Source organism: Arthrobacter sp. ATA002, from assembly GCF_026898095.1.
Classification (GTDB): Bacteria; Actinomycetota; Actinomycetes; order Actinomycetales; family Micrococcaceae; genus Arthrobacter_B.
On sequence record NZ_CP114015.1, the window covers coordinates 238,909 to 262,105 of the forward strand.

Genomic DNA, 23,197 nt, shown 5'->3' on the forward strand with positions numbered 1-23,197 from the left:
TCTCACTTCACCGGGGCAGCACTTAAACCGGCACGGTGCCGGTAAGCCGGAGCGCGGCAGGACGAACGGTGAAATCAGAGGTAGCGGGGGAGGATCTCCCGGGCGAGGTCCGCGATGCGCCGCTCGTTCGGAAAGGACAGCCGCTTGCCGAGGTCTGCAAGCGGGACCCAGGCTACGTCCACGGCTTCGTGGTCCGGATCGTTGTCGATGGTCAGGTGTCCGCCGGTGGCTGCCAGCAGGAAGTGGTGCACCGTTTTGTGCACCCGGTGGCCGCTGACCGTAAACCAGTAGTCAATGCTGCCCAGGGCGGTCAGGATGCGCCCGTCAATTCCGGTTTCCTCGGCAATTTCCCGGACGGCTGCCTCACGGCTGTCTTCCTCGTTCTCGGGGTGGCCCTTCGGAAGGCACCATTCGAGCCTGCCGCCGCGGTTGAGCCGGGCAATGATTGCCACCGGCAGCTCCGGTGAGGAGGAGTCCACCACGATTCCGCCGGCGGAGACCTCTTCCACCGTGGGCAGCGCGGCGTGTACCGGATGCGCGCCGGCTCCGCCCATTGACGCCGTCAATGGGGTTCGCTTGGGTGCGCTGGGTACGGGATGGGCCATATGACCACTCTAACGATCTTTGTCCGGGGATGATGACTGTCACGGGGAGGCCCGGAGCGGACGCGGGAAGCTGCGGCGTGTCCGGGCCCCGGCGGGGGCCGTCTGTGCGTCCGCGGACCTTTTATCTGGCAGGCTTAAAGGACTATGGCGCACCTTTTTGATAGTTCGGCCCTGAAGACTCCCCTTCCGTCCGTTGTCGGCGAGCTCGGCACCCTGTTCCGGGACGCAGGCTTTGAGCTGTCGCTCGTCGGCGGACCCGTGCGTGACCTCTTTCTGGGACGGGTTTCTCCGGACCTGGATTTCACGACGAATGCTCGGCCGGACGACATCATCACCGTTATCCGCGGCTGGTGCGACACCTACTGGGAAATCGGACGCGCCTTCGGCACCATCGGCATGCGCAAGGCCGGCTTCCAGATAGAAATCACGACCTACCGCGCCGACGCCTACGACCCGGAGTCACGGAAGCCTGCAGTGGCGTTCGGCGACAGGCTCGAGGACGACCTGTTCCGCCGCGACTTCACCATGAATGCCATGGCGCTGCGGCTGCCCTCCCTGGAACTGGTGGACCCCTTCGGCGGGCTGGAGGACCTGCGGACGGGGTTCGTCCGCACCCCGGGTGCGCCGTCGACGTCGTTCTCCGACGACCCGCTGCGGATGATGCGCGCTGCCCGTTTTGCCTCCCAGCTCCAGGTGCAGGTGGCGCCCGATGTGTTCGCGGCCATGAAGGACATGGCCGGCCGGATCGCCATCATCTCCGCCGAGCGGGTCCGCGATGAGCTGGTGAAGCTGATCAACGGCAAAGCGCCCTGGGCCGGCGTCGATTTGCTGGTGGAAAGCGGCCTCGCCGATCAGGTGCTTCCGGAGGTGTCCGCGCTGAAGCTGGAAATCGACGAGCACCACCGGCATAAGGACGTCTACCAGCATTCGCTGACGGTGCTGCGCCAGGCCTGCGGCCACGAAACCGCAGCCGGCGGCGATGTGCCCGCCCCGGACTTCGTCCTGCGGTTCGCGGCGCTGATGCACGACGTCGGCAAGCCCGCCACCCGGCGCTTCGAGTCCAATGGGTCCGTGAGCTTCCTGCATCACGACGCCGTCGGAGCCAAGCTCACAGCCAAGCGGATGAAGGCGCTGCGCTTTGACAACGACACCGTCAAGGCGGTGTCGCGCCTGGTGGAACTGCACATGCGCTTCTACGGGTACGGGGACGCCGGCTGGACCGACTCCGCGGTCCGCCGCTACGTCAACGACGCCGGCCCCCTGCTGCAGCGGCTGCACCGGCTGACCCGGTCCGACGTCACCACGCGGAACCGGCGCAAGGCCGACCGCCTGGCGTTTGCGTACGACGACCTGGAAGCCCGGATCAGCGCGCTGGCCGAGCAGGAGGAACTGGCCGCCATCCGTCCGGACCTGGACGGGGAAGCCATCATGGCGCTGCTGGGCATTCGGCCCGGTCCGGTGGTGGGCCGCGCGTACCGGTTCCTGCTGGAAGAACGCATGGAGAACGGCCCTTCCTCCGAGGCGGAAGCAGCGGCACTGCTGCGCAGCTGGTGGGCCGGGCAGCCCGAAAGCGGCGAGAACCCCGGGCTCCCCGGCTCCGCCGTACCGTCCAGCGAACCCGCCCGTGGCGGCAGTGACAAAACAGGGACGGACGAGAACCCGTCCACACCAGCGGAAGGCAGTAAATGAGCGACACTGAGGACTTCGGTCCGGCGGTTCCGGACACGACCCCGGCGGGAACCCGGCTGCCGCGCCTGTGGCTGCTGCGCCACGGTGAAACGGAGTGGTCCCGCGAGGGGAACTACACCGGTCTGACGGACATTCCCCTGACCGCCGACGGTGAAGCGCAGGCAGCCGCCGCCAGGGAAAAGATCGGGGCGGTCGACTTTGACCTCGTGCTGTCCTCACCGCTGATCCGCGCCCGGCGAACCGCCGAACTGGTGGGCCACCCCAATCCGCGGATCCTGCCCCACGCGCATGAGTGGGACTACGGGGACAACGAGGGGCGCAAGAGCACTCAGGTCCGAGCGGAAAACCCCGGGTACATCATCTGGAACGACGGCGTTCCCAACGGTGAAACCCTGGACCAGGTGGCCGAACGGGCCGACCGGATCATCTCGCTGGTGCAGGCCGGCTGCGGAACGCCGATGGACCGCGACCCGGACGCAGAGCCGGTGGAGAAAGTCCTCCTCGTGGCGCACGGCCACTTCCTGCGGATTCTTGCTGCCCGCTGGCTCGGCCTTCCGGCGGAAAAGGGACGGCATTTCGTGCTCGGCACAGCTGCGGTCTGCACACTCGGCTGGGACAAGCACACACCGGCGATAGTGCGCTGGAACTATTAACAGGGAAAGAATTAAAAGAATTTGCGGAAAAGTCCTTGGCAGGGAACTGAAACCTGTTGTATGTTTCTAGGACGGCCGGGTTTCCCGCCCGCATATCCGCAAAGTCTACGCACTCAAGAAAGGGAGGTGGGGTAATGATCAATCATGTATCCGCCCCTGCCACGACGGTTTCCTGCCCGCAGGTCCGCGCGTCCATCCCTTCGACTGCACGGCCGGCACTCCGGCCAACCGGACGGCGGATGGCCGGGACGACGCATACGCCGGGCGAACCGGTGTGGCGGCCGGGCACCGTGCCTGCCTCCGGCGGCGGCGCCTAAACGCGCCACCCTCCCGGGCCGGCCGCATTCCGGCGGCCCTGCTTTCCGGTAAGCCTGCCGCTTGGCAGGCTTCCGTTTGGCTCTGCCCGTCCCCTCTGTTCATCCTCCGACGGCGTTAAAGCCCCCGGCATCAGTTAGCGATCCCCGGGGCGGACTTCGTGCACGGGTTCGGCACAGGGGCAGGCATGGGCATCGGGCCGTGCGGCATGGCGGGCCGGCCTTCGGCCGCCACCCGGCATTCTCTTCCCCAGACATGTACCGCAGAACCTGCACGCGAATTCCATGTGCTAATTGGCCTGCGCCGCGCTCCGGGGAAAAGAATTATGCAGCCGCGGTAGTTGCCGGCTGCCGCCCGCGGGACATTCCCATTTATTCCCCTTATTTTACTTTCGCGCACCCAAAAACAGGTGTGATTATCTTTTGGAGTTTATTGTGCCTTCTTTCAGCATGCCCGCATCCCCTGTCCGTGAAGCACCCAAGTTTCCGGAACCCACGGTTTCTCCGCGGCCGCCCGCCCCGGCGGACCACCCGCCGCCGGACGGCCCCGAAAACCGGGCCCCTGCCCGGACGAAAGTCCTTACCGCACTCATCCGCCTGCACGGCTCCTTCCTCCGCTCCGAAGCGGTCCACCAGGCCCGCCTGGACGCAGCTTGGGCAGGTCCGGAACGGCACTTGCTGGCCCGCTACACCGGTTAGGCCAAATAACTGCCGGGCTGTGGAACAAAACCGGGGAGTCCGCGCTGTACAGTGCGGACTCCCTTGTGTGCCGCAGCAGAAGTGATCAGGACGACCGCGCCCGGAAACCATGCTCTGCCCACCGGCGTTATAAAGTCTTAAGGGACCGAAGACTGCGGCCGGCCAGGAAGGGAGTGCTGTTGCTTCAGGTAAAGCGTGTGGCTATGCTCTCGCTGCATACGTCACCCCTGGAGCAGCCGGGCTCCGGCGACGCCGGCGGCATGAACGTCTATGTCCGTTCCGTGGCAGTCGAGCTGGCCCGGGCAGGTGTCGAGGTGGACATCTTCACCCGCGCCTCAGACCCCCTGCAGCAGCCCGCAGTGGAAGTCGTTCCCGGCGTCACGGTTCGCCACGTCACCGCGGGACCGCGCCGCGCGATCGCCAAGGAAGCACTGCCGGGCCTGGCCACGGACCTGGCCCGGGGGATCACCGGGCTCCGTCCGTTTTCCGCCGGCCGCCGCTTTGACGTTATCCACTCGCACTACTGGGTGTCCGGAACGGCGGGACTGGCCGTGGCCAGGGCCTGGAACGTGCCGCTGGTGCACACGATGCACACGATGGCGCGGGTCAAGAACCTCCGGCTCCAGCCGGGCGAGAAACCCGAACCCCGGGTGCGGATTGACGGGGAACAGGAGATCGTGGACGGTGCGACCCGGCTCATTGCCAATACGAGCACCGAGGCGGGGGAACTGGAAACGCTGTATGGAGCGGATCTGCGCGACGTTGACGTGGTGGCTCCGGGCGTTGACCTGCAGGTTTTCTCGAGTAGGAACCACGGGGCTTTCCGTGCCCGTCTGGGCGTGCCCGACGATGTCTTCCACGTAGTGTTCGCGGGCCGGATTCAGCGGATGAAGGGCCCCCAGGTGCTGGTCCGGGCGGCAGCGGAACTGCATGCCCGCCGGCCGGACATTCCGCTGAGGATCAGCATCCTCGGCGCCGGCAGCGGATCCGAGGTGCTCGACCTGCAGCCGCTGATCGATTCGGTGGGCCTGCACGCCCAGGTGTCGCTGCATCCGCCGGTGGATGCCCCCGAACTGGCGGAATGGTTCCGTGCAGCAGATGTCGTCGCGGTGCCATCCTTCAGCGAGTCCTTCGGGCTGGTTGCCCTGGAGGCGCAGGCATGCGGAACGCCCGTGCTGGCCGCCAACGTCGGCGGGCTGCCGAAGGCCGTGGAGCACGGCCGCACCGGGCTGCTGGTGGACGGACACGACGCCGGCCGGTGGTCCGCCGAACTGGAAAAACTGTACGACGACGCCGGGCTGCGGCGGGCGCTGGGTTACGGCGCCGCTGAGCACGCTGCGGCGTTCGGATGGAAGCGCACCGCTTCGCTTACCGCCCGCAGCTATCTGCAGGCCGCACGGGAGTTCTCCGCGCACTCCGTCCGCTGATAGCTTGGACCGTGTTCCACCAGTGCCGGTGGAGCGCCGGCAACGGGTACCGGAAGGATCGCATAGATGCGCTCTGCCGCTGACATGTCCAGTGATTTGGAAATCTCCCGCCGGGCGGTGATGCGGCCCGTGACTGACGTTGCACGTGCCGCCGGCATTCCCGAAGAGGCCCTGGAACTGTACGGGCGGTACAAAGCCAAGATTGACCCGCTGCTGGTGCCGCCGCGGAGCACCCGCGGGCAGGTGGTGCTCGTGACCGCCATGAGCCCCACTCCGGCCGGCGAGGGGAAATCCACCGTCACCGTGGGGCTGGGGGACGCGCTCGCGAAGGCGGGAGCCAGCACTGTCGTCGCCCTGCGCGAACCGTCCCTGGGGCCGGTGCTGGGACTGAAGGGCGGGGCAACCGGCGGCGGCTACTCCCAGGTGGTGCCGATGGAGGACATCAACCTGCACTTCACCGGAGACTTTCACGCCATCACCACGGCCAACAACGCACTGACCGCCCTGCTGGACAACCATATCCACCAGGGCAACGAGCTGGGCATCGACCCGCGCCGGATTATCTTCCGCCGGGTCATGGATATGAATGACCGCTCGCTGCGCAACATCGTGATTGGCCTGGGCGGACCCGCCGAGGGCACACCGCGCCAGGACGGCTTCGACATCACGGTGGCATCCGAAATCATGGCCGTGTTCTGCCTGGCCCGGGACCTGGATGACTTGAAGGAGCGGCTGGCCCGGATCACCGTGGGGTACACCTACGACCGGCATCCCGTGACGGTGCGCGACCTCGGCGTGGAGGGCGCCCTGACGCTGCTGCTGAAGGACGCCGTCAAGCCGAACCTTGTGCAGACCCTTGCCGGCACGCCCGCCCTGATCCACGGCGGCCCGTTTGCCAACATCGCGCACGGCTGCAACTCCGTCATCGCCACCGAACTGGCACGCACTGTTGCCGATGTGGTGGTGACCGAAGCAGGTTTTGGTGCTGACCTGGGCGCCGAAAAGTACATGGACATCACGTCCCGGGCAGCTGACGTGGCACCGGACGCCGTGGTGCTGGTCGCCACGATCCGTGCCCTCAAAATGCACGGCGGGGTGCCCGGAACGAGCTGGACCTGGCCAACCCGGCGGCGCTGGAGGCGGGAACCGCGAACCTGCGCCGGCACATCGCGAACATCCGCAAGTTCGGCCTGAATCCGGTGGTGGCCGTCAACGTGTTCAGCACTGACACACCGCAGGAAATCCAGTGGCTGCTGAACTGGTGTGGGGCCGAGGGCGTGGCGGCGGCTGCTGCCGACGTGTGGGCGCAGGGCGGCGGGGGACCGGGCGGCGATGCGCTGGCGGCCGCTGTCCTGGCTGCCCTGGAGAGCCCCGGAGACTTCAGGTTCCTGTATCCGCTGGAACTGCCGGTGGAGGAAAAAATCCGCACCGTGGTCCGGGAAATCTACGGTGCCGACGACGTCGAATTCTCCCTGCCGGCGCTGCGCCGGCTGGAGGAGATCAGGGCCGGCGGCTGGGACGGCCTGCCGGTGTGCATGGCCAAGACCCAGTACTCGTTCTCCGACAACGCGTCGCTGCTCGGCGCGCCGACGGGTTTCACGGTGCACGTGAGGGACCTGATTCTCAAAACCGGTGCAGGTTTCGTCGTCGCGCTCACCGGGACGGTGATGACCATGCCCGGGCTGCCGAAAGCTCCCGCGGCACTGCGCATGGATGTTGCGGCGGACGGCACTCCGCGGGGCCTGTCGTGAGGCCCCGCGGAGTGCGGCGGGGTGTTGTTAGCGCTCGACCACGCCGCGGATGAACTGCTCCACCTTTTCCTTGGCGATGTCGTCGTTGTACTGCTCGGGCGGGGACTTCATGAAGTAGCTCGACGCCGAGAGGATGGGCCCGCCGATACCGCGGTCCAGGGCGATCTTGGCGGCACGCACGGCGTCGATGATGACACCGGCGGAGTTGGGGGAGTCCCAGACTTCGAGCTTGTACTCCAGCGACACCGGGGCGTCACCGAAGTTGCGCCCCTCCAGCCGGACGAAGGCCCACTTGCGGTCGTCCAGCCAGGCGACGTAGTCCGAGGGGCCGATATGGACGTCGTCGGCCTGCAGATCAGCCGAAGTATTCGACGTGACAGCCTGGGTCTTGGAAATTTTCTTGGATTCCAGCCGCTCCCGCTCGAGCATGTTCTTGAAGTCCATGTTCCCGCCGACATTGAGCTGGTAGGTGCGGTCCAGGATGACGCCGCGGTCCTCGAACAGCTTGGCCATCACGCGGTGCGTGATGGTGGCGCCGATCTGGCTCTTGATGTCGTCGCCGATGATGGGAACTCCGGCGGCCGTGAACTTGTCGGCCCATTCCTTGGTGCCGGCAATAAAGACGGGCAGTGCGTTAACGAATGCCACACCCGCGTCAATCGCGCACTGGGCGTAGAACTTGGCAGCCTGCTCCGAGCCGACCGGCAGGTAGCAGACCATCACGTCAACCTTGCTGTCCCGGAGCGCAGCGACAATGTCCACCGGCTCGGCATCGGATTCCACGATGGTTTCCCGGTAGTACTTGCCCAGACCGTCCAGGGTGTGGCCCCGCTGGACCCTGACGCCGGTTTCCGGAACGTCGGCAATCTTGATGGTGTTGTTCTCGCTCGCTCCGATGGCCTCGGAAAGGTCGAGCCCGACCTTCTTGCCGTCGACGTCGAAGGCGGCCACGAACTGCACGTCATTGACGTGGTAATCGCCGAACTTCACGTGCATCAGGCCGGGAACGGTCAGGTCCGCGTCGGCGTCGCGGTAGTACTGGACGCCCTGCACCAGCGACGCTGCGCAGTTACCAACGCCAACGATTGCGACCCGAATGGGGTTCTTTGCCACGGTTCTCCTTTGAAGACAAACATCTTTCCATTGCCGCACCGGACGCGGCGGGACCGGCTCAGTCTACGGCCTGAACCTGCTGTCTTTCTGCGCGCGCGCACCGGCATCCCCCGCCGCCCGGCGAATACGGCCGCGCGGCGGGCTGCGGCGGCCCGCCGGATCCCGGGGTCATACTGGTAACCATGGAGTCCAAGCCCCGGCGCCGGCCACTGCGCATAGTGGTTCCCAGCCGCAATGATCCGCTGCTCAGGACCCTGACCGAAGGAATCGGCGGCCCGCTGGGCCGCCATACCGCCCCGGGGATCGTCACGCCGGGTTTCTTTACCGTGGAGCGGGTGCTGATCCTGTTAACCACGGCGGCGGCGCTGCTGGCCGTGCTGGTGAAGAATCCTTGCCGCAGCACCGGCTGGAGCACGCCGGGCCACTTCTACCAGGCATGCTATTCGGACTGGCCCGTGCTGTTTGAGGACCGCGGACTGGCCGATGGCGTGTTTCCCTTCCTGACCCCGGGGCACGGGTTCGAGTACCCGGTGCTGCTGGGGCTGCTTGCCGGAGCCGTGGCCCTGCTCGTTCCGGGTGACGGCGCGGCGCCGGAGCGTGCGCTGGCATACTTCGACATCAACGCCGCCCTCGCGGTGCTGGCCTGGATCGCGACCGTCGCCGCCACGCTGCGCATGACCAACCGGCGGCCGTGGGATGCGGCCATGGTGGCGCTGGCCCCGGCCATGATCCTCTCCGTGTTCATCAACTGGGACATTTGGGCCGTACTGCTCGCGGCGCTGGGCATGCTGGCCTTCGCCCGCAGCCGTCCCGTCCTGGCCGGAGTCCTCCTGGGACTGGGCACGGCGCTGAAGCTGTATCCGGTGCTGATCCTGGGTGCCGTGCTGGTCCTGGCACTGCGCACGCTGCGGCTGCGCCCGGCAGTCCAGGCGTTCGGCGGAGCCGCGGGCGCGTGGCTGGCGGTGAACCTTCCGTTCATGGTTTCCGACTTCACCGGATGGAAGTTCTTCCTGAGCTTCACCGAAGAGCGTCCGGCCGGTTATTCCTCGGTGTGGTTTGCCTGGAACCTCCTGGCCGCGCGGCTCGGACGCGCCGAAGCCGGACCGGAACTCATCAACTTCTGGGCGTACCTTCTCTTCGCCGCCGCGTGCGCCGGCATAGCCGTGCTGGCTCTGGCCGCGCCGCGCCGTCCCCGGCTGGCGCAGCTGGCCTTCCTGATCGTGGCGGCGTTTGTCCTCACCAACAAGGTCTATTCGCCCCAGTTTGTCCTGTGGCTGATCCCGCTGGCGGCCCTCGCCCGGCCCCGGTGGGCCGGCTTCCTGGTCTGGCAGTTTTTCGAGGTAATGCACTGGTGGGCGGTGTGGATGTACCTGGGGGCGCTGACCTCCGGGGAGACCCCCGGAACAACATCGACGCGGCATACTACGTCTGGGCGGTGGCCGGGCACGTGGCGGCCACAGCCTGGCTGATGATCCGGGTGATCACCGACATTATTTCCCCGCGGGGCGATCCGGTGCGCCGGCTCGACATCGATGACCCGCAGGGCGGGCCCTTCGACCATGCCCCGGACCGGTTCCGCCTGGGGCGCAGGACGCGGCGGCCGGCTACCGGCCCGCCCGCCGCACCTACCGTTCCGGAAACCGTTCCAGAAAGCAGGCATCCATGAGTGACGTTTCGGTGGTCGGAGCAGGACCCAACGGGCTGGCGGCCGCGGTCATTATGGCCCGTGCCGGATTGTCAGTCCGGGTCTTTGAGGCCGGGCCCACGGCCGGCGGGGGCAGCCGGACCAAGGAGCTGCTGGAACCGGGCTACCGCTACGACGTCTGCTCGGCCGTGCATCCCATGGCGCTCGCATCACCCTTTTTCCGGGAGTTTGGCCTGGCGGAGCGGATCCGGGTCCTGGCGCCGGACGTGTCCTACGCCCATCCCCTTGACGGCGGAGACGCCGGCCTGGCCTACCGGGAGCTCGAACGCACAGTCGAGGGACTGGGGCCCGACGGCGCGGCCTTCCGCCGCCTGATGCTGCCCCTGACGGAGCGCGGCGAAGCGGTCACGAAGCTGCTCATGTCGCCGCTGGTCCGCGGGTACCGCGAACCAGCGGCAGCCCTCGCGTTCGGACGGGCGGCCCTGGAACAGGGCACCCGGCTGTGGAACCGGCGGTTCACCGGTGAAAAAGCTCCGGCCCTCCTGACCGGCGTCGCCGCGCACCCGGTGGGGCGGATGCCGTCGCTGCCCTCGGCCGGCGGAGGCCTGCTGCTCTCACTGCTGGCGCATACCGTGGGCTGGCCCATCCCCGAGGGAGGATCCCAGGCCATCGCCGAGGCCATGGTCCGGGATTTGCAGGCCCACGGCGGCGAACTCATTACCGGACACCGGGTGGCATCCCTCAAGGAGCTGCGCGGCTCACGGACCGTACTGCTTGATGTTGCGCCGGCCACCCTGCTGGAGCTGGCCGGCGAGGAACTGCCGCGCCCGTATGCGAAGGCGCTGGAGCGCTTCCGCTACGGCAACGCCGCCTGCAAGGTGGATTTCATCCTGTCCGGGCCGGTGCCCTGGGCGAACGGGGAGGTGCACCGGGCCGGCACGGTCCATTTGGGCGGCACCCGTGCCGAGCTGGCGCGGGCCGCGGCCCGGGTGGCTGCCGGGCAGCACCCGGACCGGCCCTACGTCCTGCTGTCGCAGCCCAGCAGCTTTGACTCTTCCCGGGCGCCTGCGGGCCGTCACGTCCTCTGGACCTACTGCCATGTCCCCGCCGGCTCCACCGCAGACATGACCGGTGCCGTCACCGCGCAGATCGAACGTTTCGCTCCCGGCTTCCGGGACGTCGTCGTGCGCTCACAGGTTACGACGGCGGCGGACCTGGAGCGGTACAACGAAAACTACGTGGGCGGAGACTTCGGCGGCGGAGCCGTAACCCTGCGGCAAATGGCCGCCCGCCCCGTGCCCGCCGTGAACCCCTGGCGGACGCCGCTTCCCGGGGTTTACCTTTGTTCCGCGTCCACCCCGCCCGGGCCCGGCGTTCACGGCATGGGCGGCCGGCACGCGGCCGCGCTGGCGCTGCGCCGGGACTACGGGACCGGCGTGCCGGACCTTGGCCCGGAGGCCTGACGCACTGCCGGGCGGTTCAAGCGCTCCGTGCTTCCTCGCGGAGACGGGAGCCGGAACCTTGTATCTTTAAGTCCAGCGCACAGCAGCTTACGCTCTGCAGGGGGAATGGACACATGGAGAACCAGGACACAGGGATTCCGGCGAACCCGGGCACCCTTCCCCTGCCGGCCGGGCCTGAGCGCCGGCACCCGCAGTGGTGGCTGGCGGTGCAGTCGGCACTGATTGCCTACGGCCTGACGTTGGGAGCCGCGCTGGTGACAATGGCGCTGCTGGTTCTGGGCTTTTTCCTGGGCGGCACCGGCGCGCTGAACGGCATGAATGATTCCGCCGGAACCATGGGTGCCAGGCTCGACGGCCCGTCGGCGCTGCTGATCTATCCGTTTTTCCTGGCCGCAATGGCGCTGGGCGGAACCCCGGTCCTCACCGTATCCTCCGCCGGATTCGCAAGCCTTCCCGCCCCGCTCGTCAGCCTCTGGGCCGGTGCCATGCCCCTGCTCCTGACCGGGGTTGCGGGCGCTTCCCTGTGGCGGCTGGGCCGCCGGGCCGAGCGGCGCCGGCCGCTGGACTCCGAGTGGCACCGGTGGTTGTATTCGGCACTGACCGGCCTGGTCCTGGCCGCCGTGTCAGTCCTGTTGAGCCTGCTGGTCTCGCTGCGGGAGAACACCGAAGCCGGGGCCATGTTCCTGACCGCCGCTTCACCGGGCCTCGTGGCCGGGGCGGTACTGCTCGGCACCGCCGCCAGCTGGGCGGGCCGGAAACACGGAACCGGATCGGCTCCGCGCTGGGCGGCATGGACGGAACGGACCCTGCCCGGCGTCAGGGCGGCGCTGCGGGTGACCGGAAGCCACTACCTCGCCTACACGGCAGCGGCAGGAACAGTGCTGGTGGTCACGGCCCTGGTCAAGGGCGGGGCCGCCGTGGCGTTTGCGTCGCCACTGTGGTTGCCCACCGCTTCCGCCTGGGCCTACAGCCTGGGCCATCTCTCCGCCGTGACGGAACGGGGGCTGCCCGCAGCCGCCGGCCTTCCCGGGTCGATCGGCGATTTGCCCGTGTGGGCCAGTGCGGCAACGGGCGTGCTGAGCCTCCTGCTGGCCGCCGCGGCCTCCGTGGCCTGGTTCCTTGCACGGGACGGGGATCCGGACTGGCTCGGACGCCGCTCCTCGTGGCTGACCCTGCCGGTGGTTTTCGGGTTCGCCGGGGCGGCGGTATCCCTGCTCGCCGTCGTAGCGGCCGGGCAGACATCCGCCGGCGCCGGGGGAAGTTTCGGCACCGCCGGTCCCGCTCCGTGGACGTTCCTGGTGATGGCGGCGTGGGGGCTGCTGATCGAGGCCGGAGCGCGCATCATGGCCGGACACGTGGAACACCTGGTGCCGGCATGGGCCGCAGCGTTCTTCCGCAAGGCCGGCAACTGAGCGCTCCCGGAAGAGCGCAGCGCTCCGGTCCTCTGCGCTTACGAAGCCACCCCGGCCGGCCGGGACCTACTCGACGGTCAGCTCGCCCATCCGCGACCAGTCTTCACCATCGATTGTCGTGTTGATGATTTTCGGGGTTTCCACCAGGGCCTGCACCATGTCCTTCATGGCCTGCTGGAAGTGGCCGCTCTGGACGTGGGCGGCAGCGGCGTCGTCCTTGAAGGCCTCAACCAGGACAAACTCGTTGGGGTTCTCCAGGCTGCGGGACCAGTCGAACCACAGGTTGCCGGGCTCGGCACGGGTGGCGGCGGTGAAGCCGGCGGTCAGCTCCGGCCAGCGGTCTGTCCATTCCGGCTTGACGTTGAATTTCACGGTGATGAAGATCATTTGTGCTCCTGATGGTTGGATGCGCATTTGCGGATCTTCATCGTAGGCAGACGGGCGCGTCCCGTGTCCATGCGGACGAACGCAGCCGCAGCGCTGCGGATGGGAGGATGGGAGTGTGGCTCACCTCGACGTATCCAACATTGACTATTTCCTTTCCGACGGCCGGCAGCTGCTCAACGGCGTCAGCTTCAAGGTGGGGGAAGGGCACAAGACAGCCCTGATCGGTCCCAACGGCACCGGAAAAACCACGCTGCTGCGCATCATTGCCGAGGACATCAAGGCAGATGAGGGCACCGTCTCGAAATCGGGGTCCATGGGCATCATGCGCCAGTTCGTCGGCCAGGTCCGCGATGACAGCACCGTGCGGGACCTGCTAGTCTCGGCCGCCCCGCCCGCGCTCGCCGCCGCAGCCAAGGCCGTGGACGATGCGGAGCTGGCCATGATGGAGCACGACGACGAGCCCACCCAGATGCGCTACGCCACCGCGATTGCCGACTGGGGAGACGCGGGCGGCTATGAACAGGAAACCGTCTGGGACGAGGTCACCATGGCAGCGCTGGGGATGCCCTTTGACCGGGCGCAGTATCGGAAGGCGTCCACCCTGTCCGGCGGTGAGCAGAAGCGGCTGGTCCTGGAGGCCCTGTTCTCCGGCCCCGACGAACTGCTGCTGCTGGATGAGCCGGACAACTACTTGGACGTGCCCGGCAAACGCTGGCTGGAGGCCAAACTGGCCGAGTCCAGGAAGTCCGTCCTCTTTGTCAGCCACGACCGCGAGCTGCTGGACAACGCCGCCACCCGCATCGTCACCCTGGAACCGGGCATCAACGGCGCCTCGGCCTGGATCCACGGCGGCGGGTTCAGCAGCTACGTCACCGCGCGTGAAGACCGCAACGCCCGGTTCGAGGAACTTCGCCGGCGCTGGGACGAGGAGCACCTGAAGCTTAAGGAACTCGTGAACATGTACAAAAACAAGGCCGCGTTCCGCTCCGACATGGCTAACCGGTACCAGGCAGCCCAAACCCGGCTGGCCAAGTTCCTCGAAGCCGGCCCGCCCGAGGCCCTGCCGATCGAGCAAAACGTAAAAATGCGCCTGCGCGGCGGACGCACGGCCAAACGCGCCGTCGTCGCTCAGAAGCTGGAACTGACCGGGCTCATGAAACCCTTCAGCACGGAAATCTGGTTCGGGGACCGGGTGGGCGTGCTGGGATCCAACGGGTCCGGGAAATCCCACTTCCTGCGCCTGCTGGCCGCGGGCGGCACCGATCCGGAAAAGGAACACGAGCCCGTGTCCGAGGTGGAGATCGCCCCGGTTCCGCATGATGGCACGGTGAAACTGGGCGCCAGGATCCGCCCGGGCTTCTTCGCGCAGACCATGATGCGCCCGGACCTGCTCGGCAAGACCCTGCTGGACATCCTGCACCGCGGCGACGAGCACCGCTCCGGCCTGGGCCGGGAAGCAGCAGCCGGGGCCTTGGACCGCTACGGGCTGGCAGCGTCCTCGGAGCAGAAATACGATTCGCTCTCGGGCGGGCAGCAGGCCCGGCTGCAGATCCTGCTGCTCGAGCTCTCCGGCGCCACCCTGCTGCTGCTCGATGAACCGACGGACAACCTGGACCTGCACTCGGCCGAAGCCCTGGAAAAGGCCATCGACGCGTTCGAGGGGACCGTCCTGGCCGTCACCCACGACCGCTGGTTTGCCCGCAGCTTCGACAGGTTCCTGGTCTTCGGCGCGGACGGCAAAGTCTATGAATCCGAGACCCCGGTCTGGGACGAGAAACGGGTTGTCCGGGCCCGATAGGCGACAATGGTGCCGTGAACGAAACCAACGAAATCACCGAAACAGCCCTTCACCGGGCTCTCATCGCCGTCTTCGTGTGCTTCGGCCTTAACGGCCTGGTCTTCGCCAGCTGGGCGGCCCGAATCCCCGCCGCCGCCCAGGACCTCGGGATCGGCGCCGCCGGCGTGGGACTGCTGCTGCTGTTCTCCGCCGTTGGCTCGGTCATGGCCCTTCCGCTCGCCGGGTCGGTGGCGCAGCGCATCGGGACTGCCGGGACGGTGCGGGCGGGGGGCATCACGACGTCGGCCGCCTCCTGATAATTGCCGCCGGACTGTTCCTCGGCTCGATTCCGCTGACCGGCGCCGGCCTGCTGATTTTCGGCGTGGGCATCGCCGGCTGGGACGTCGCGATGAACCTGGAAGGCGCTGACGTGGAGCGGCGCCTGGGCCGGAACATCATGCCCCGGTTCCACGGGGCCTTCAGCGGCGGATCGTTCGTGGGAGCCCTGATCGGAGCCCTGCTGTCCTCGCTGGGTGTCTCGCTGTCGCTGCACCTGCTGGCCATCCTCACCGTTGTCTGCGTCATTGTCCTCATCGTGCCGCGGAACTTCCTGCCGCTTTCCGCGGTCGTCCACAACACCGGCGACGGCGGCCAGCCCGGCCCGGTATCGCGCTTCGGAGCCTGGAAGGAAGGGCGCACCCTGCTGATCGGCGTCGTCGTGCTGGGCGCCGCCCTGACCGAGGGGGCCGCGAACGACTGGGTGGCCAAGGCCACGGTGGACGGCCTGGGGGCAAGCGAGTCCGCCGGCGCGGTGATGTTTGCCGTCTTTGTCGCTGCGATGACCCTGACGCGCTGGTTCGGCGCGCGGCTGATCGACCGGATGGGCCGCGTTCCCGCGCTGCGGATCTGCATGAGCGCATCCCTGGTGGGACTGCTGCTCTTCGTCCTGGCACCCAATCTCGTGCTGGCAGCCCTGGGCGCCGTTCTGTGGGGCATCGGTGCGGCGCTGGGCTTCCCCATGGGAATGTCCGCCGCCGGCGAAGATCCCGCGCACGCTGCCGCCCGCGTTTCGGTGGTCTCCACCATCGGATACTCCGCGTTCTTCCTGGGCCCGCCGGTGCTCGGGTTCCTGGGTGAACACTGGGGCATCCGGAACTCACTGCTGGTGGTTGGCGCGGCCATGCTGGTTTCCATCATCTTTGCCCCGGCTGCTGCGGAGCGGGAGAAAGTGCCGGTCAAAGCACCCTAACAACGGCCGGGCAGACCAGCGGACCGCATCTGTCCGCAATGGGGGTACCGGAGCAGAACCGCCGGGTCTATCTTCGAGCAATGTTCAATTCCCCAACTCCTCCTGCCCGCAGCCGCGGTTCCGGCTCACCGCTGATTGAGGCACACGGAGTCAGCAAAGTCTACAAGTCAAAATCCGGGCCGGTACATGCACTGGACGGGCTGGACATCGGAGTTCCGGAAGGCACGGTCATGGCCCTGCTGGGACCGAACGGCGCCGGGAAAACCACTGCGGTCAAGGTCCTGACCACGCTGATCCGGCCCGATGCCGGCGTTCTGCGCATTGACGGCATCGACGTCCTGGACAACCCGAAGGAGGTTCGCCGGATTATTGGCGTGTCCGGCCAGTACGCGGCGGTGGACGAGAACCTGACCGGCACGGAAAACCTGCGGATGGTCGGCCGGCTGTACCATCTGCCGGACCGGCAGGCCCGGGAGCGGGCCGCCGAACTCATCGACATGTTCGAGCTGACCGAGGCCGGGAACCGTCCGGTCAAGGGCTACTCCGGCGGCATGCGGCGGCGCCTGGACCTGGCCGGGGCGCTGGTCAACAGCCCCCGGGTCCTGTTCCTGGACGAACCGACCACCGGGCTGGACCCGCGCAGCCGCCTGGCCCTGTGGCAGGTCATCAAGGACCTCGTCGCTGCCGGCACCACGCTGCTGCTGACCACGCAGTATCTGGAGGAGGCCGACCAGCTGGCGGACACCGTGGCTGTGATCGACCGCGGCACCGTGATCGCCGAGGGCACGTCGGACCAGCTCAAGTCCCTGATCGGCGGCCACAGTGTTGCCGTGGCACTGGTGGACGGAAACGACGCGGGGGCGGCGGGGACCATCCTGGCCCGCCACGGCGCGGGCCCGCCGCACACCGCCGCCGACGGCCGCACCTTGGAGGTGTCCGTCCAGAACGGGCCGGCGTCGCTGCAGTTCATCCTCGCGGATTTGCAGGCGCAGGACATCGCACTGCACGACGCCGGCATCCGCCGCCCCACGCTTGATGACGTCTTCCTGCAGATCACCGGCCGTCCGGCCGAAGAGGAGCCGGCATCCGGCGCCGCGGATGGCGCCGCTGACAGGGAAGGAGCCCGCCAATGAGTGCCGCAGCAACCCGGCTTCCCGCCGTCCGGACCGGCGGTAAGGCAGCCGCCGCCAACTGGGCCGCCGACGGATGGACCGTGACCTGGCGAAACCTGATCAAGATCAAGCGTTCCCCGGACATGATCATTTTCGCCGTGCTGCAGCCGATCATGTTTGTGCTGCTGTTCAGCCAGGTGTACGGGGGATCGATTTCGGTGGCCGGCACCGACTACACGCAGTACCTCATGGCCGGGATTTTCGCCCAGACCGTGGTGTTCGGTTCGACCTTCTCCGGCGCCGCCATGGCACAGGACCTCAAGGAAGGCATCGTGGACCGGTTCCGCACCCTGCCGATGAGCCCGTCTGCAGTGCTGATCGGGCGGACCAACTCGGACCTGGTGCTCAACGGCATTTCCATGCTCATCATGATGGCCACCGGGCTGCTGGTGGGCTGGCGGGTCAACACCTCCTTCGCGTCCTTCGCAGCGGCAGTGGGGCTGCTGCTGCTCTTCTCCTACGCCTTCAGCTGGGTCATGGCCCTGCTGGGAATGACCGTCCGGACACCGGAAACGATCAACAATGCCTCCTTCATGATCCTGTTTCCCCTCACCTTCATCTCCAACGCATTTGTGCAGAGCTCCACGCTGCCGGCGCCGCTGCGCGTCTTCGCCGAATGGAACCCCGTCTCTGCCCTCGTCCAGGCGGCGCGGGAACTGTTCGGCAACCTCGGCACCACCGCCGTTCCGGACACCTGGCCCATGCAGCACGCCGTGGCAACCGTGGTGATCGGATCCGCGGTGATGCTGCTCGTGTTCGTTCCGCTGGCCGTGCGGAAATTCGAGTCGGTGAGCTCGCGGTAATCCTCAGGATTTCCACCGGGAGGACTCCAGGCCCGCAAATTCCGCAAACCGCCCGTTCCACGGAAGGACCCACCATGATCGAGGCACATCAGCTGGCCAAGCGTTTCGGGAACAAACCGCCGTCGACGGCATCACGTTTACGGTCCGGCCCGGAAAGGTGACTGGCTTCCTCGGCCCCAACGGCGCGGGCAAGTCCACGACGATGCGCATGATCCTCGCCCTGGACAGTCCCACCGGCGGAAACGTCAAGGTCAACGGCCGCCCCTATGCAAGCCACAAGGCACCACTGCACGAGGTCGGCGCCCTGCTCGAGGCCAAGGCGGTGCACCCCAAACGCACCGCGTACAACCATCTGAGGGCCCTGGCCGCCACCCACGGGATTTCCTCCGCCCGGATCAACGACGTCATTGAACTCACCGGCCTCGGCCCCGTGGCCCGCCGGCGCGTGGGCGGCTTTTCCCTGGGCATGGGACAGCGGCTTGGCATCGCCGCGGCCCTGCTGGGAGACCCGCAAACCCTGATCTTCGACGAACCGGTCAACGGCCTGGACCCCGAGGGTGTGCAGTGGGTCCGCCACCTGGCCAGGGGGCTCGCGGCGGAGGGCCGCACCGTGTTCATATCCTCGCACCTGATGAGCGAGATGGCCGTGACCGCCGACCACCTGATCGTGATCGGCCGGGGCAGGATCCTCGCGGATGCGCCCATGGACGAGGTGCTTGCCGGCAGCAGCCGGCAGCGCACGTTCGTGCGCACCGACGACGCCGGGGCCCTGGCCTCCACCCTCACCGGCGCCGAGGTCCGCCGCACAGCTCCGGACCAGCTCGAAGTGCTCGACGTTCCCGCCCGCCGCATTGCCGAAGCCGCACTGGCCGCACGCATCCTGGTCACCGAACTGATCCCGCAGCAAACGTCCCTGGAGGATGCCTACATGGAGCTGACCCGCGGTGAGGCCGAGTATCAGTCGCGGGACATCGGACAGCCGCCGGCTGCCGGTCCCGGCGCAAGCGGGGTCCCGGCCGTGTGACCCGACATCCCGGTGCCCGGGACAAACCAGGGGAAACCCTGAGTCATCCCTAAGGGGGACCCCGGGTTCCCGCCGAATCATCCCTCGGAACGGTTCGTTTCCTCCCCGCTGTCGCCTACGGTTGAGGGAGCCCCCCCGCACCAGCACCCGTCCAACGTGAGGATCACCATGATCGAGGCATCCGGCCTCTCGAAACGCTACGGCCCCAAGACCGCCGTTAGCGACGTTTCCTTTACCGTCCATCCGGGCAAGGTCACGGGCTTCCTTGGCCCGAACGGCGCCGGTAAATCCACCACCATGCGCATGATCGTGGGTCTGGACAACCCGACGTCGGGCCGTGTCCTGGTCAACGGCAGGCCGTACGCGCAGCACAGGGCTCCGCTGCGCGAGGTGGGGGCACTGCTGGACGCCAAGGCCGTGCATACCAAGCGCAGCGCCTACAACCATTTGCGGGCAATGGCGGCCACTCACGGGATTCCCACGAAGCGGGTCAACGACGTCATAGAGCTGACCGGCCTGGCTCCGGTGGCGAAGAAGCGGGTGGGCGGCTTCTCCCTGGGCATGGGACAGCGCCTCGGCATTGCCGTGGCACTGCTGGGCGACCCGCACACCGTCATCCTGGACGAACCGGTCAACGGTCTTGACCCCGAGGGTGTCCTCTGGGTCCGCCACCTGGCCCGGGGGCTGGCTTCCGAGGGGCGCACGGTCTTCCTTTCCTCCCACCTGATGAGCGAAATGGCCCAGACCGCCGACCACCTGATCGTCATTGGACGCGGCCGGATCATCGCCGATGCTCCGATCACCGAGGTCATAGCCGGCCAGGACAAGGTCCGTACGCTCGTGCGGACCGACAGCCCGCGCGAACTGCTGCAGGCCCTGGCGGGACCGCAGGTCAGCGGCATTGAAAAGGAAGCCGGGCTGCTGGAAATCACCGGAGCCGAACCGCGCGTAATTGCCGAAGCGGCGCTGGAGCGCCGGATCCTGGTGTACGAGCTGACGCCGCAGCAGGTGTCCCTCGAGGACGCGTACATGGAGCTGACCCGGGACGACGTCGAATACCGGTCCCAGGACCTGCCGCAGGAACCGGTTGCTGCCGGATCCGCCTCCGGAGAGGGGAAATAGAACCGTGAGCACTGCTACAACATCCAAGCATTCCGCCGCATCCGGGCCGGGCGCCCCCGCCAAATCCGGGGTGAACTTCCTGCGCGTCCTGAGGTCCGAGTGGATCAAGGTCACCACCGTGCCCTCCACGGTGATCCTGCTGGCCATCACCGTGGCGGTCATGGTCGGTCTGGCTGCCCTGGGCGCCTGGCAGATCGTCGTCGTCCTGGACCAAATCGCTTCCGCCACCAATGCCGAAGAGGCCGTGATCTTCGGCGACCCGCAGATGTACCGCGACATCGTCCCTGAAATCCCGTCCAGCGGAATTTTCTTCGGACAGCTGCTGATCGCATCCCTCGCCGTGGTGCTTATTGCCTCGGAGTGGGGGACCGGAATGATCCGCTCCACCTTCAGTGCCGTCCCCAAGCGCATACCGGCACTGCTGGCCAAGAACCTCATTATGGCCCTGATTGCCTTTCTGGTCGGAGCGGCGGCCGCTTTCATCAGTCTGCTGGCCGCCCAGCCGATCCTGTCCGGAGGCGATTTGTCCCTGTCCGTGAACGACGACGGCGTCCTCGCCAGCATTCTTAACACCGGCACCTGCCTGGCCCTGATTGCCGTGTTCTCCATGGCCATTGGAACACTGCTGCGCAACACCGCCGGCGGCGTGGTGACCGCTATTGGCATCATCTTTGTCCTGCCCATGGTCGTGGGCCTGGTCGAGGGAATCGCCGACTGGATTCCCGACGCTGCCCGGTTCCTGCCAAGCAACGCCGGAACCCAGCTGGTCATGGCCGGCGCCACTGCCGAGGGGGACCTGACCCAGCTTCAGGGCGGTCTCGTCCTGGCGGCCTGGGCTGCGGTGCTGCTCCTCATCTCCCTGATCGTCACCAAGCGGCGCGACGTCTAGGGACCCCATTCTTCGGTGAAGGAGGCGGCGGAAGAACGGCCGCAGCCTCCTTTGCCGGACACCCGTTACGGGCCGGAAACTCCTCCACAGCGGGGAGTTTCCGCGTTTATAGCCGCCGTTGTCCCGGGTGCCGGTCCGCTATTACGCGCCCGGAGCAGGCTCTGGTTGAATCGGAGTATGTCTGATGCAACGGATCACATTCACGACCTCGGGGCTTTCGTCAGCGCCTCGCCCTCCAGTTTTCACGCGGCCCGCGAGGGTGCGCGCCGCCTCACCGCCGCGGGATTCACCGAGCTCGACGAACGCCGGGACTGGCCGGCAGCGCCCGGCAAGTACCACGTGGTGCGGGACGGAGCCCTCATCGCGTGGATCGTTCCGCCGGGCGCGGCACCCGGAACCGGTTTCTCAATTCTTGGCACGCACACCGATTCGCCGTCCTTCAAGCTCAAGCCGCGGCCCACCACCGGCCGGCTGGGCTGGCTGCAGGCCGGCGTCGAAGTCTACGGCGGGCCCCTGCTGAACTCCTGGCTGGACCGCGAGCTGCAGCTGGCAGGGCGCCTCGTCACGCTCGACGGTACCGAACACCTGGTGGAAACCGGCCCGCTGCTGCGCTTCCCGCAGCTTGCCATCCACCTGGACCGGGCCGTGAACGAGGGGCTGAAACTGGACAAGCAGCAGCACATGAACCCGGTATGGGGGCTCGGAGATCCCTCCGCCGCTGATCTGCTGGAGCTGCTGGCCGCACGCGCCGGATTGTCGGCGAAGGAAATCGGCGGGTACGACATCGTGGCCGCCGACACCCAGGAGCCGCGCACGTTCGGTGCCGACAACGAGTTCTTCGCCTCCGGACGGCTGGACAACCTGTCCTCGGTCCACGCCGGACTCGCTGCCCTGACCGCGGCGGCGGAAACCAAGACGGACGGCTCCATCGCCGTGCTGGCCGCCTTCGACCACGAGGAAGTTGGCAGCGCCAGCCGCTCCGGAGCCGCCGGACCCTTTCTGGAAGACGTGCTGCACCGGATCACCGGCGGGCTGGGCGGCTCCGAGGCGGACCGCCAGCGCGCGTTTGCGCGGTCGTTCTGCATTTCGGCTGATGCCGGCCACGCCGTGCATCCGAACTACGCCGAACGCCACGACCCGGCCAATCATCCGGTGCTCAACGGCGGACCCCTGCTGAAGATCAACGCCAACCAGCGGTACACCACCGACGCCCCCGGTGCGGCGCGCTGGGCCGGGCTGTGCCGCCGGGCCGGGATCCCGTACCAGGAGTTCGTCTCGCACAATTCCGTGCCGTGCGGCTCAACGATCGGGCCGCTGACGGCCACCAGGCTGGGCATCCGCACCGTCGACGTCGGGATCCCCCTGCTGTCGATGCATTCGGCCCGCGAAATGGCCGGTGTGCAGGATCCGTACCATCTGGCCAGGGTGAGCGAAGTGTTTTTTGCCGGGTAGCCCCGGTCCGAAGCACCTTCGTCCGTCCGGTAGACTAGCTAAGTCTGTGCCGTCGGCAATGCTGACGGCTTTCCCGCTCCCTGGTCACCCAGGTCCGGCGGGACGACAACGCAAAAGAACCTCCTGTTACGGAAATGCCGTGACCGTATAGCCCAAAGGAGGTGGGTTCACAAATGCGTGCTTATGAACTGATGGTTATCATCGACCCCGAGGTAGAAGAGCGTACAGTCGAGCCTTCGCTCGACAAGTTCCTCAATGTTGTCCGTAACGACGGCGGAACCGTCGATAAGGTCGACATCTGGGGCCGCCGCCGCCTCGCCTACGAAATCCAGAAGAAGGCTGAAGGCATCTACGCAGTGGTTAACTTCACCGCGACGCCTGCAGCTGCCGCTGAGCTTGACCGCCAGCTGAGCCTGAACGAAACCATCATGCGCACCAAGATCATCCGCCCGGAAGAGCAGAAGATCTCGAAGAAGGATGCCAAGAAGGCTGCAAAGGCTGACGCTGCAAAGGTTTCCGCAGAGTAATTTCTGCAAACCAAACCGAAATCA

20 protein-coding genes and 1 pseudogene are annotated in these 23,197 nt (G+C 67.2%); 18 read left to right on the forward strand and 3 right to left on the reverse strand.

All coding sequences use genetic code 11. The features are described from left to right. Positions 1–74: 74 nt before the first annotated feature. A complete protein-coding gene (locus tag OL239_RS01265) occupies positions 75–605 on the reverse strand; it encodes an NUDIX hydrolase (protein ID WP_268910398.1) in 531 nt (176 codons plus the stop codon). A gap of 144 nt (positions 606–749) precedes the next feature. Here OL239_RS01265 and OL239_RS01270 point away from each other — a divergent pair, with 144 nt between their 5' ends. The 4 genes and pseudogenes from OL239_RS01270 (at position 750) to OL239_RS01285 (ending at position 7,138) form a co-directional block, all read left to right on the forward strand. After that, positions 750–2,294, forward strand: coding sequence for a CCA tRNA nucleotidyltransferase (locus OL239_RS01270; RefSeq protein ID WP_268910399.1), 1,545 nt, complete (start codon positions 750–752; stop codon positions 2,292–2,294). Then, positions 2,291–2,947, forward strand: a complete 657-nt coding sequence (locus tag OL239_RS01275) for a histidine phosphatase family protein (protein ID WP_268910400.1) — start codon at positions 2,291–2,293, stop codon at positions 2,945–2,947. The genes OL239_RS01270 and OL239_RS01275 overlap by 4 nt, the downstream gene beginning before the upstream one ends. Positions 2,948–4,139: 1,192 nt before the next feature. Continuing rightward, positions 4,140–5,387, forward strand: a complete 1,248-nt coding sequence (gene mshA / locus OL239_RS01280; protein ID WP_268910401.1) for a D-inositol-3-phosphate glycosyltransferase — start codon at positions 4,140–4,142, stop codon at positions 5,385–5,387. Positions 5,388–5,453: 66 nt separating this feature from the next. Continuing rightward, positions 5,454–7,138: pseudogene (locus OL239_RS01285) on the forward strand (formate--tetrahydrofolate ligase). A 27-nt stretch (positions 7,139–7,165) separates the two neighbouring features. On the opposite strand, the gene OL239_RS01290 reads toward OL239_RS01285, so the two are convergent. Beyond that, positions 7,166–8,251 carry an inositol-3-phosphate synthase gene (locus OL239_RS01290; protein ID WP_268910402.1) on the reverse strand — a complete coding sequence of 362 codons (1,086 nt, stop codon included), beginning with the start codon at positions 8,249–8,251 and terminating at the stop codon, positions 7,166–7,168. A gap of 182 nt (positions 8,252–8,433) precedes the next feature. On the opposite strand from OL239_RS01290, the gene OL239_RS01295 reads away from it, so the two are divergent. From OL239_RS01295 to OL239_RS01305, 4 genes are all read left to right on the forward strand, one after another. Then, positions 8,434–9,720 carry a glycosyltransferase family 87 protein gene (locus tag OL239_RS01295; RefSeq protein ID WP_329609321.1) on the forward strand — a complete coding sequence of 429 codons (1,287 nt, stop codon included), beginning with the start codon at positions 8,434–8,436 and terminating at the stop codon, positions 9,718–9,720. Beyond that, positions 9,699–9,917 carry a hypothetical protein gene (locus OL239_RS19245; RefSeq protein ID WP_329609322.1) on the forward strand — a complete coding sequence of 73 codons (219 nt, stop codon included), beginning with the start codon at positions 9,699–9,701 and terminating at the stop codon, positions 9,915–9,917. Before OL239_RS01295 ends, OL239_RS19245 begins: the two co-directional genes overlap by 22 nt. Further along, positions 9,914–11,359 (forward strand): phytoene desaturase family protein, encoded by a 1,446-nt coding sequence (locus OL239_RS01300; protein ID WP_268910403.1) that lies wholly within the window; start codon positions 9,914–9,916, stop codon positions 11,357–11,359. The genes OL239_RS19245 and OL239_RS01300 overlap by 4 nt, the downstream gene beginning before the upstream one ends. 113 nt (positions 11,360–11,472) lie before the next feature. Next, complete coding sequence (locus OL239_RS01305) at positions 11,473–12,771, forward strand: hypothetical protein (protein ID WP_268910404.1); 1,299 nt, start codon at positions 11,473–11,475, stop codon at positions 12,769–12,771. 66 nt (positions 12,772–12,837) lie between these two features. Here OL239_RS01305 and OL239_RS01310 read toward each other — a convergent pair whose 3' ends face one another. Continuing rightward, positions 12,838–13,158 (reverse strand): putative quinol monooxygenase, encoded by a 321-nt coding sequence (locus tag OL239_RS01310; RefSeq protein WP_268911635.1) that lies wholly within the window; start codon positions 13,156–13,158, stop codon positions 12,838–12,840. 115 nt (positions 13,159–13,273) lie between these two features. On the opposite strand from OL239_RS01310, the gene OL239_RS01315 reads away from it, so the two are divergent. From OL239_RS01315 to rpsF, 10 genes are all read left to right on the forward strand, one after another. Then, on the forward strand, positions 13,274–14,956 hold the full coding sequence (locus tag OL239_RS01315; RefSeq protein ID WP_268910405.1) for an ABC-F family ATP-binding cassette domain-containing protein: 1,683 nt from the start codon (positions 13,274–13,276) through the stop codon (positions 14,954–14,956). A gap of 14 nt (positions 14,957–14,970) precedes the next feature. Beyond that, on the forward strand, positions 14,971–15,252 hold the full coding sequence (locus OL239_RS19925; protein WP_442864189.1) for a hypothetical protein: 282 nt from the start codon (positions 14,971–14,973) through the stop codon (positions 15,250–15,252). Between the two features lie 65 nt (positions 15,253–15,317). Next, a complete protein-coding gene (locus OL239_RS01320; RefSeq protein ID WP_442864190.1) occupies positions 15,318–16,184 on the forward strand; it encodes an MFS transporter in 867 nt (288 codons plus the stop codon). Positions 16,185–16,264: 80 nt separating this feature from the next. Then, positions 16,265–17,317 (forward strand): ATP-binding cassette domain-containing protein, encoded by a 1,053-nt coding sequence (locus OL239_RS01325; RefSeq protein ID WP_268910406.1) that lies wholly within the window; start codon positions 16,265–16,267, stop codon positions 17,315–17,317. Then, entirely contained in the window at positions 17,314–18,159 is an 846-nt protein-coding gene (locus OL239_RS01330; protein ID WP_268910407.1) for an ABC transporter permease, read from the forward strand. The genes OL239_RS01325 and OL239_RS01330 overlap by 4 nt, the downstream gene beginning before the upstream one ends. Before the next feature lie 157 nt (positions 18,160–18,316). After that, entirely contained in the window at positions 18,317–19,183 is an 867-nt protein-coding gene (locus tag OL239_RS01335; protein ID WP_442864191.1) for an ATP-binding cassette domain-containing protein, read from the forward strand. Between the two features lie 168 nt (positions 19,184–19,351). Next, positions 19,352–20,305, forward strand: a complete 954-nt coding sequence (locus OL239_RS01340; protein WP_268910408.1) for an ABC transporter ATP-binding protein — start codon at positions 19,352–19,354, stop codon at positions 20,303–20,305. A gap of 4 nt (positions 20,306–20,309) precedes the next feature. Next, entirely contained in the window at positions 20,310–21,194 is an 885-nt protein-coding gene (locus OL239_RS01345; RefSeq protein WP_268910409.1) for an ABC transporter permease, read from the forward strand. Between the two features lie 177 nt (positions 21,195–21,371). Next, entirely contained in the window at positions 21,372–22,646 is a 1,275-nt protein-coding gene (locus tag OL239_RS01350) for a M18 family aminopeptidase (protein WP_268910410.1), read from the forward strand. Between the two features lie 173 nt (positions 22,647–22,819). Beyond that, positions 22,820–23,173, forward strand: a complete 354-nt coding sequence (rpsF, locus tag OL239_RS01355; protein WP_268910411.1) for a 30S ribosomal protein S6 — start codon at positions 22,820–22,822, stop codon at positions 23,171–23,173. Positions 23,174–23,197: the final 24 nt, after the last annotated feature.

Excerpts from the sequence above, each read along its gene's own strand:
- OL239_RS01265 (WP_268910398.1), bottom strand. The coding sequence starts at position 605 with ATGGCCCATCCCGTACCCAGCGCACCCAAGCGAACCCCATTGACGGCG.
- OL239_RS01270 (WP_268910399.1), top strand. The coding sequence starts at position 750 with ATGGCGCACCTTTTTGATAGTTCGGCCCTGAAGACTCCCCTTCCGTCC.
- OL239_RS01275 (WP_268910400.1), top strand. The coding sequence starts at position 2,291 with ATGAGCGACACTGAGGACTTCGGTCCGGCGGTTCCGGACACGACCCCG.
- OL239_RS01295 (WP_329609321.1), top strand. The coding sequence starts at position 8,434 with ATGGAGTCCAAGCCCCGGCGCCGGCCACTGCGCATAGTGGTTCCCAGC.
- OL239_RS01300 (WP_268910403.1), top strand. The coding sequence starts at position 9,914 with ATGAGTGACGTTTCGGTGGTCGGAGCAGGACCCAACGGGCTGGCGGCC.
- OL239_RS01305 (WP_268910404.1), top strand. The coding sequence starts at position 11,473 with ATGGAGAACCAGGACACAGGGATTCCGGCGAACCCGGGCACCCTTCCC.
- OL239_RS01310 (WP_268911635.1), bottom strand. The coding sequence starts at position 13,158 with ATGATCTTCATCACCGTGAAATTCAACGTCAAGCCGGAATGGACAGAC.
- OL239_RS01325 (WP_268910406.1), top strand. The coding sequence starts at position 16,265 with ATGTTCAATTCCCCAACTCCTCCTGCCCGCAGCCGCGGTTCCGGCTCA.
- OL239_RS01330 (WP_268910407.1), top strand. The coding sequence starts at position 17,314 with ATGAGTGCCGCAGCAACCCGGCTTCCCGCCGTCCGGACCGGCGGTAAG.
- OL239_RS01340 (WP_268910408.1), top strand. The coding sequence starts at position 19,352 with ATGATCGAGGCATCCGGCCTCTCGAAACGCTACGGCCCCAAGACCGCC.
- OL239_RS01350 (WP_268910410.1), top strand. The coding sequence starts at position 21,372 with ATGTCTGATGCAACGGATCACATTCACGACCTCGGGGCTTTCGTCAGC.
- rpsF (WP_268910411.1), top strand. The coding sequence starts at position 22,820 with ATGCGTGCTTATGAACTGATGGTTATCATCGACCCCGAGGTAGAAGAG.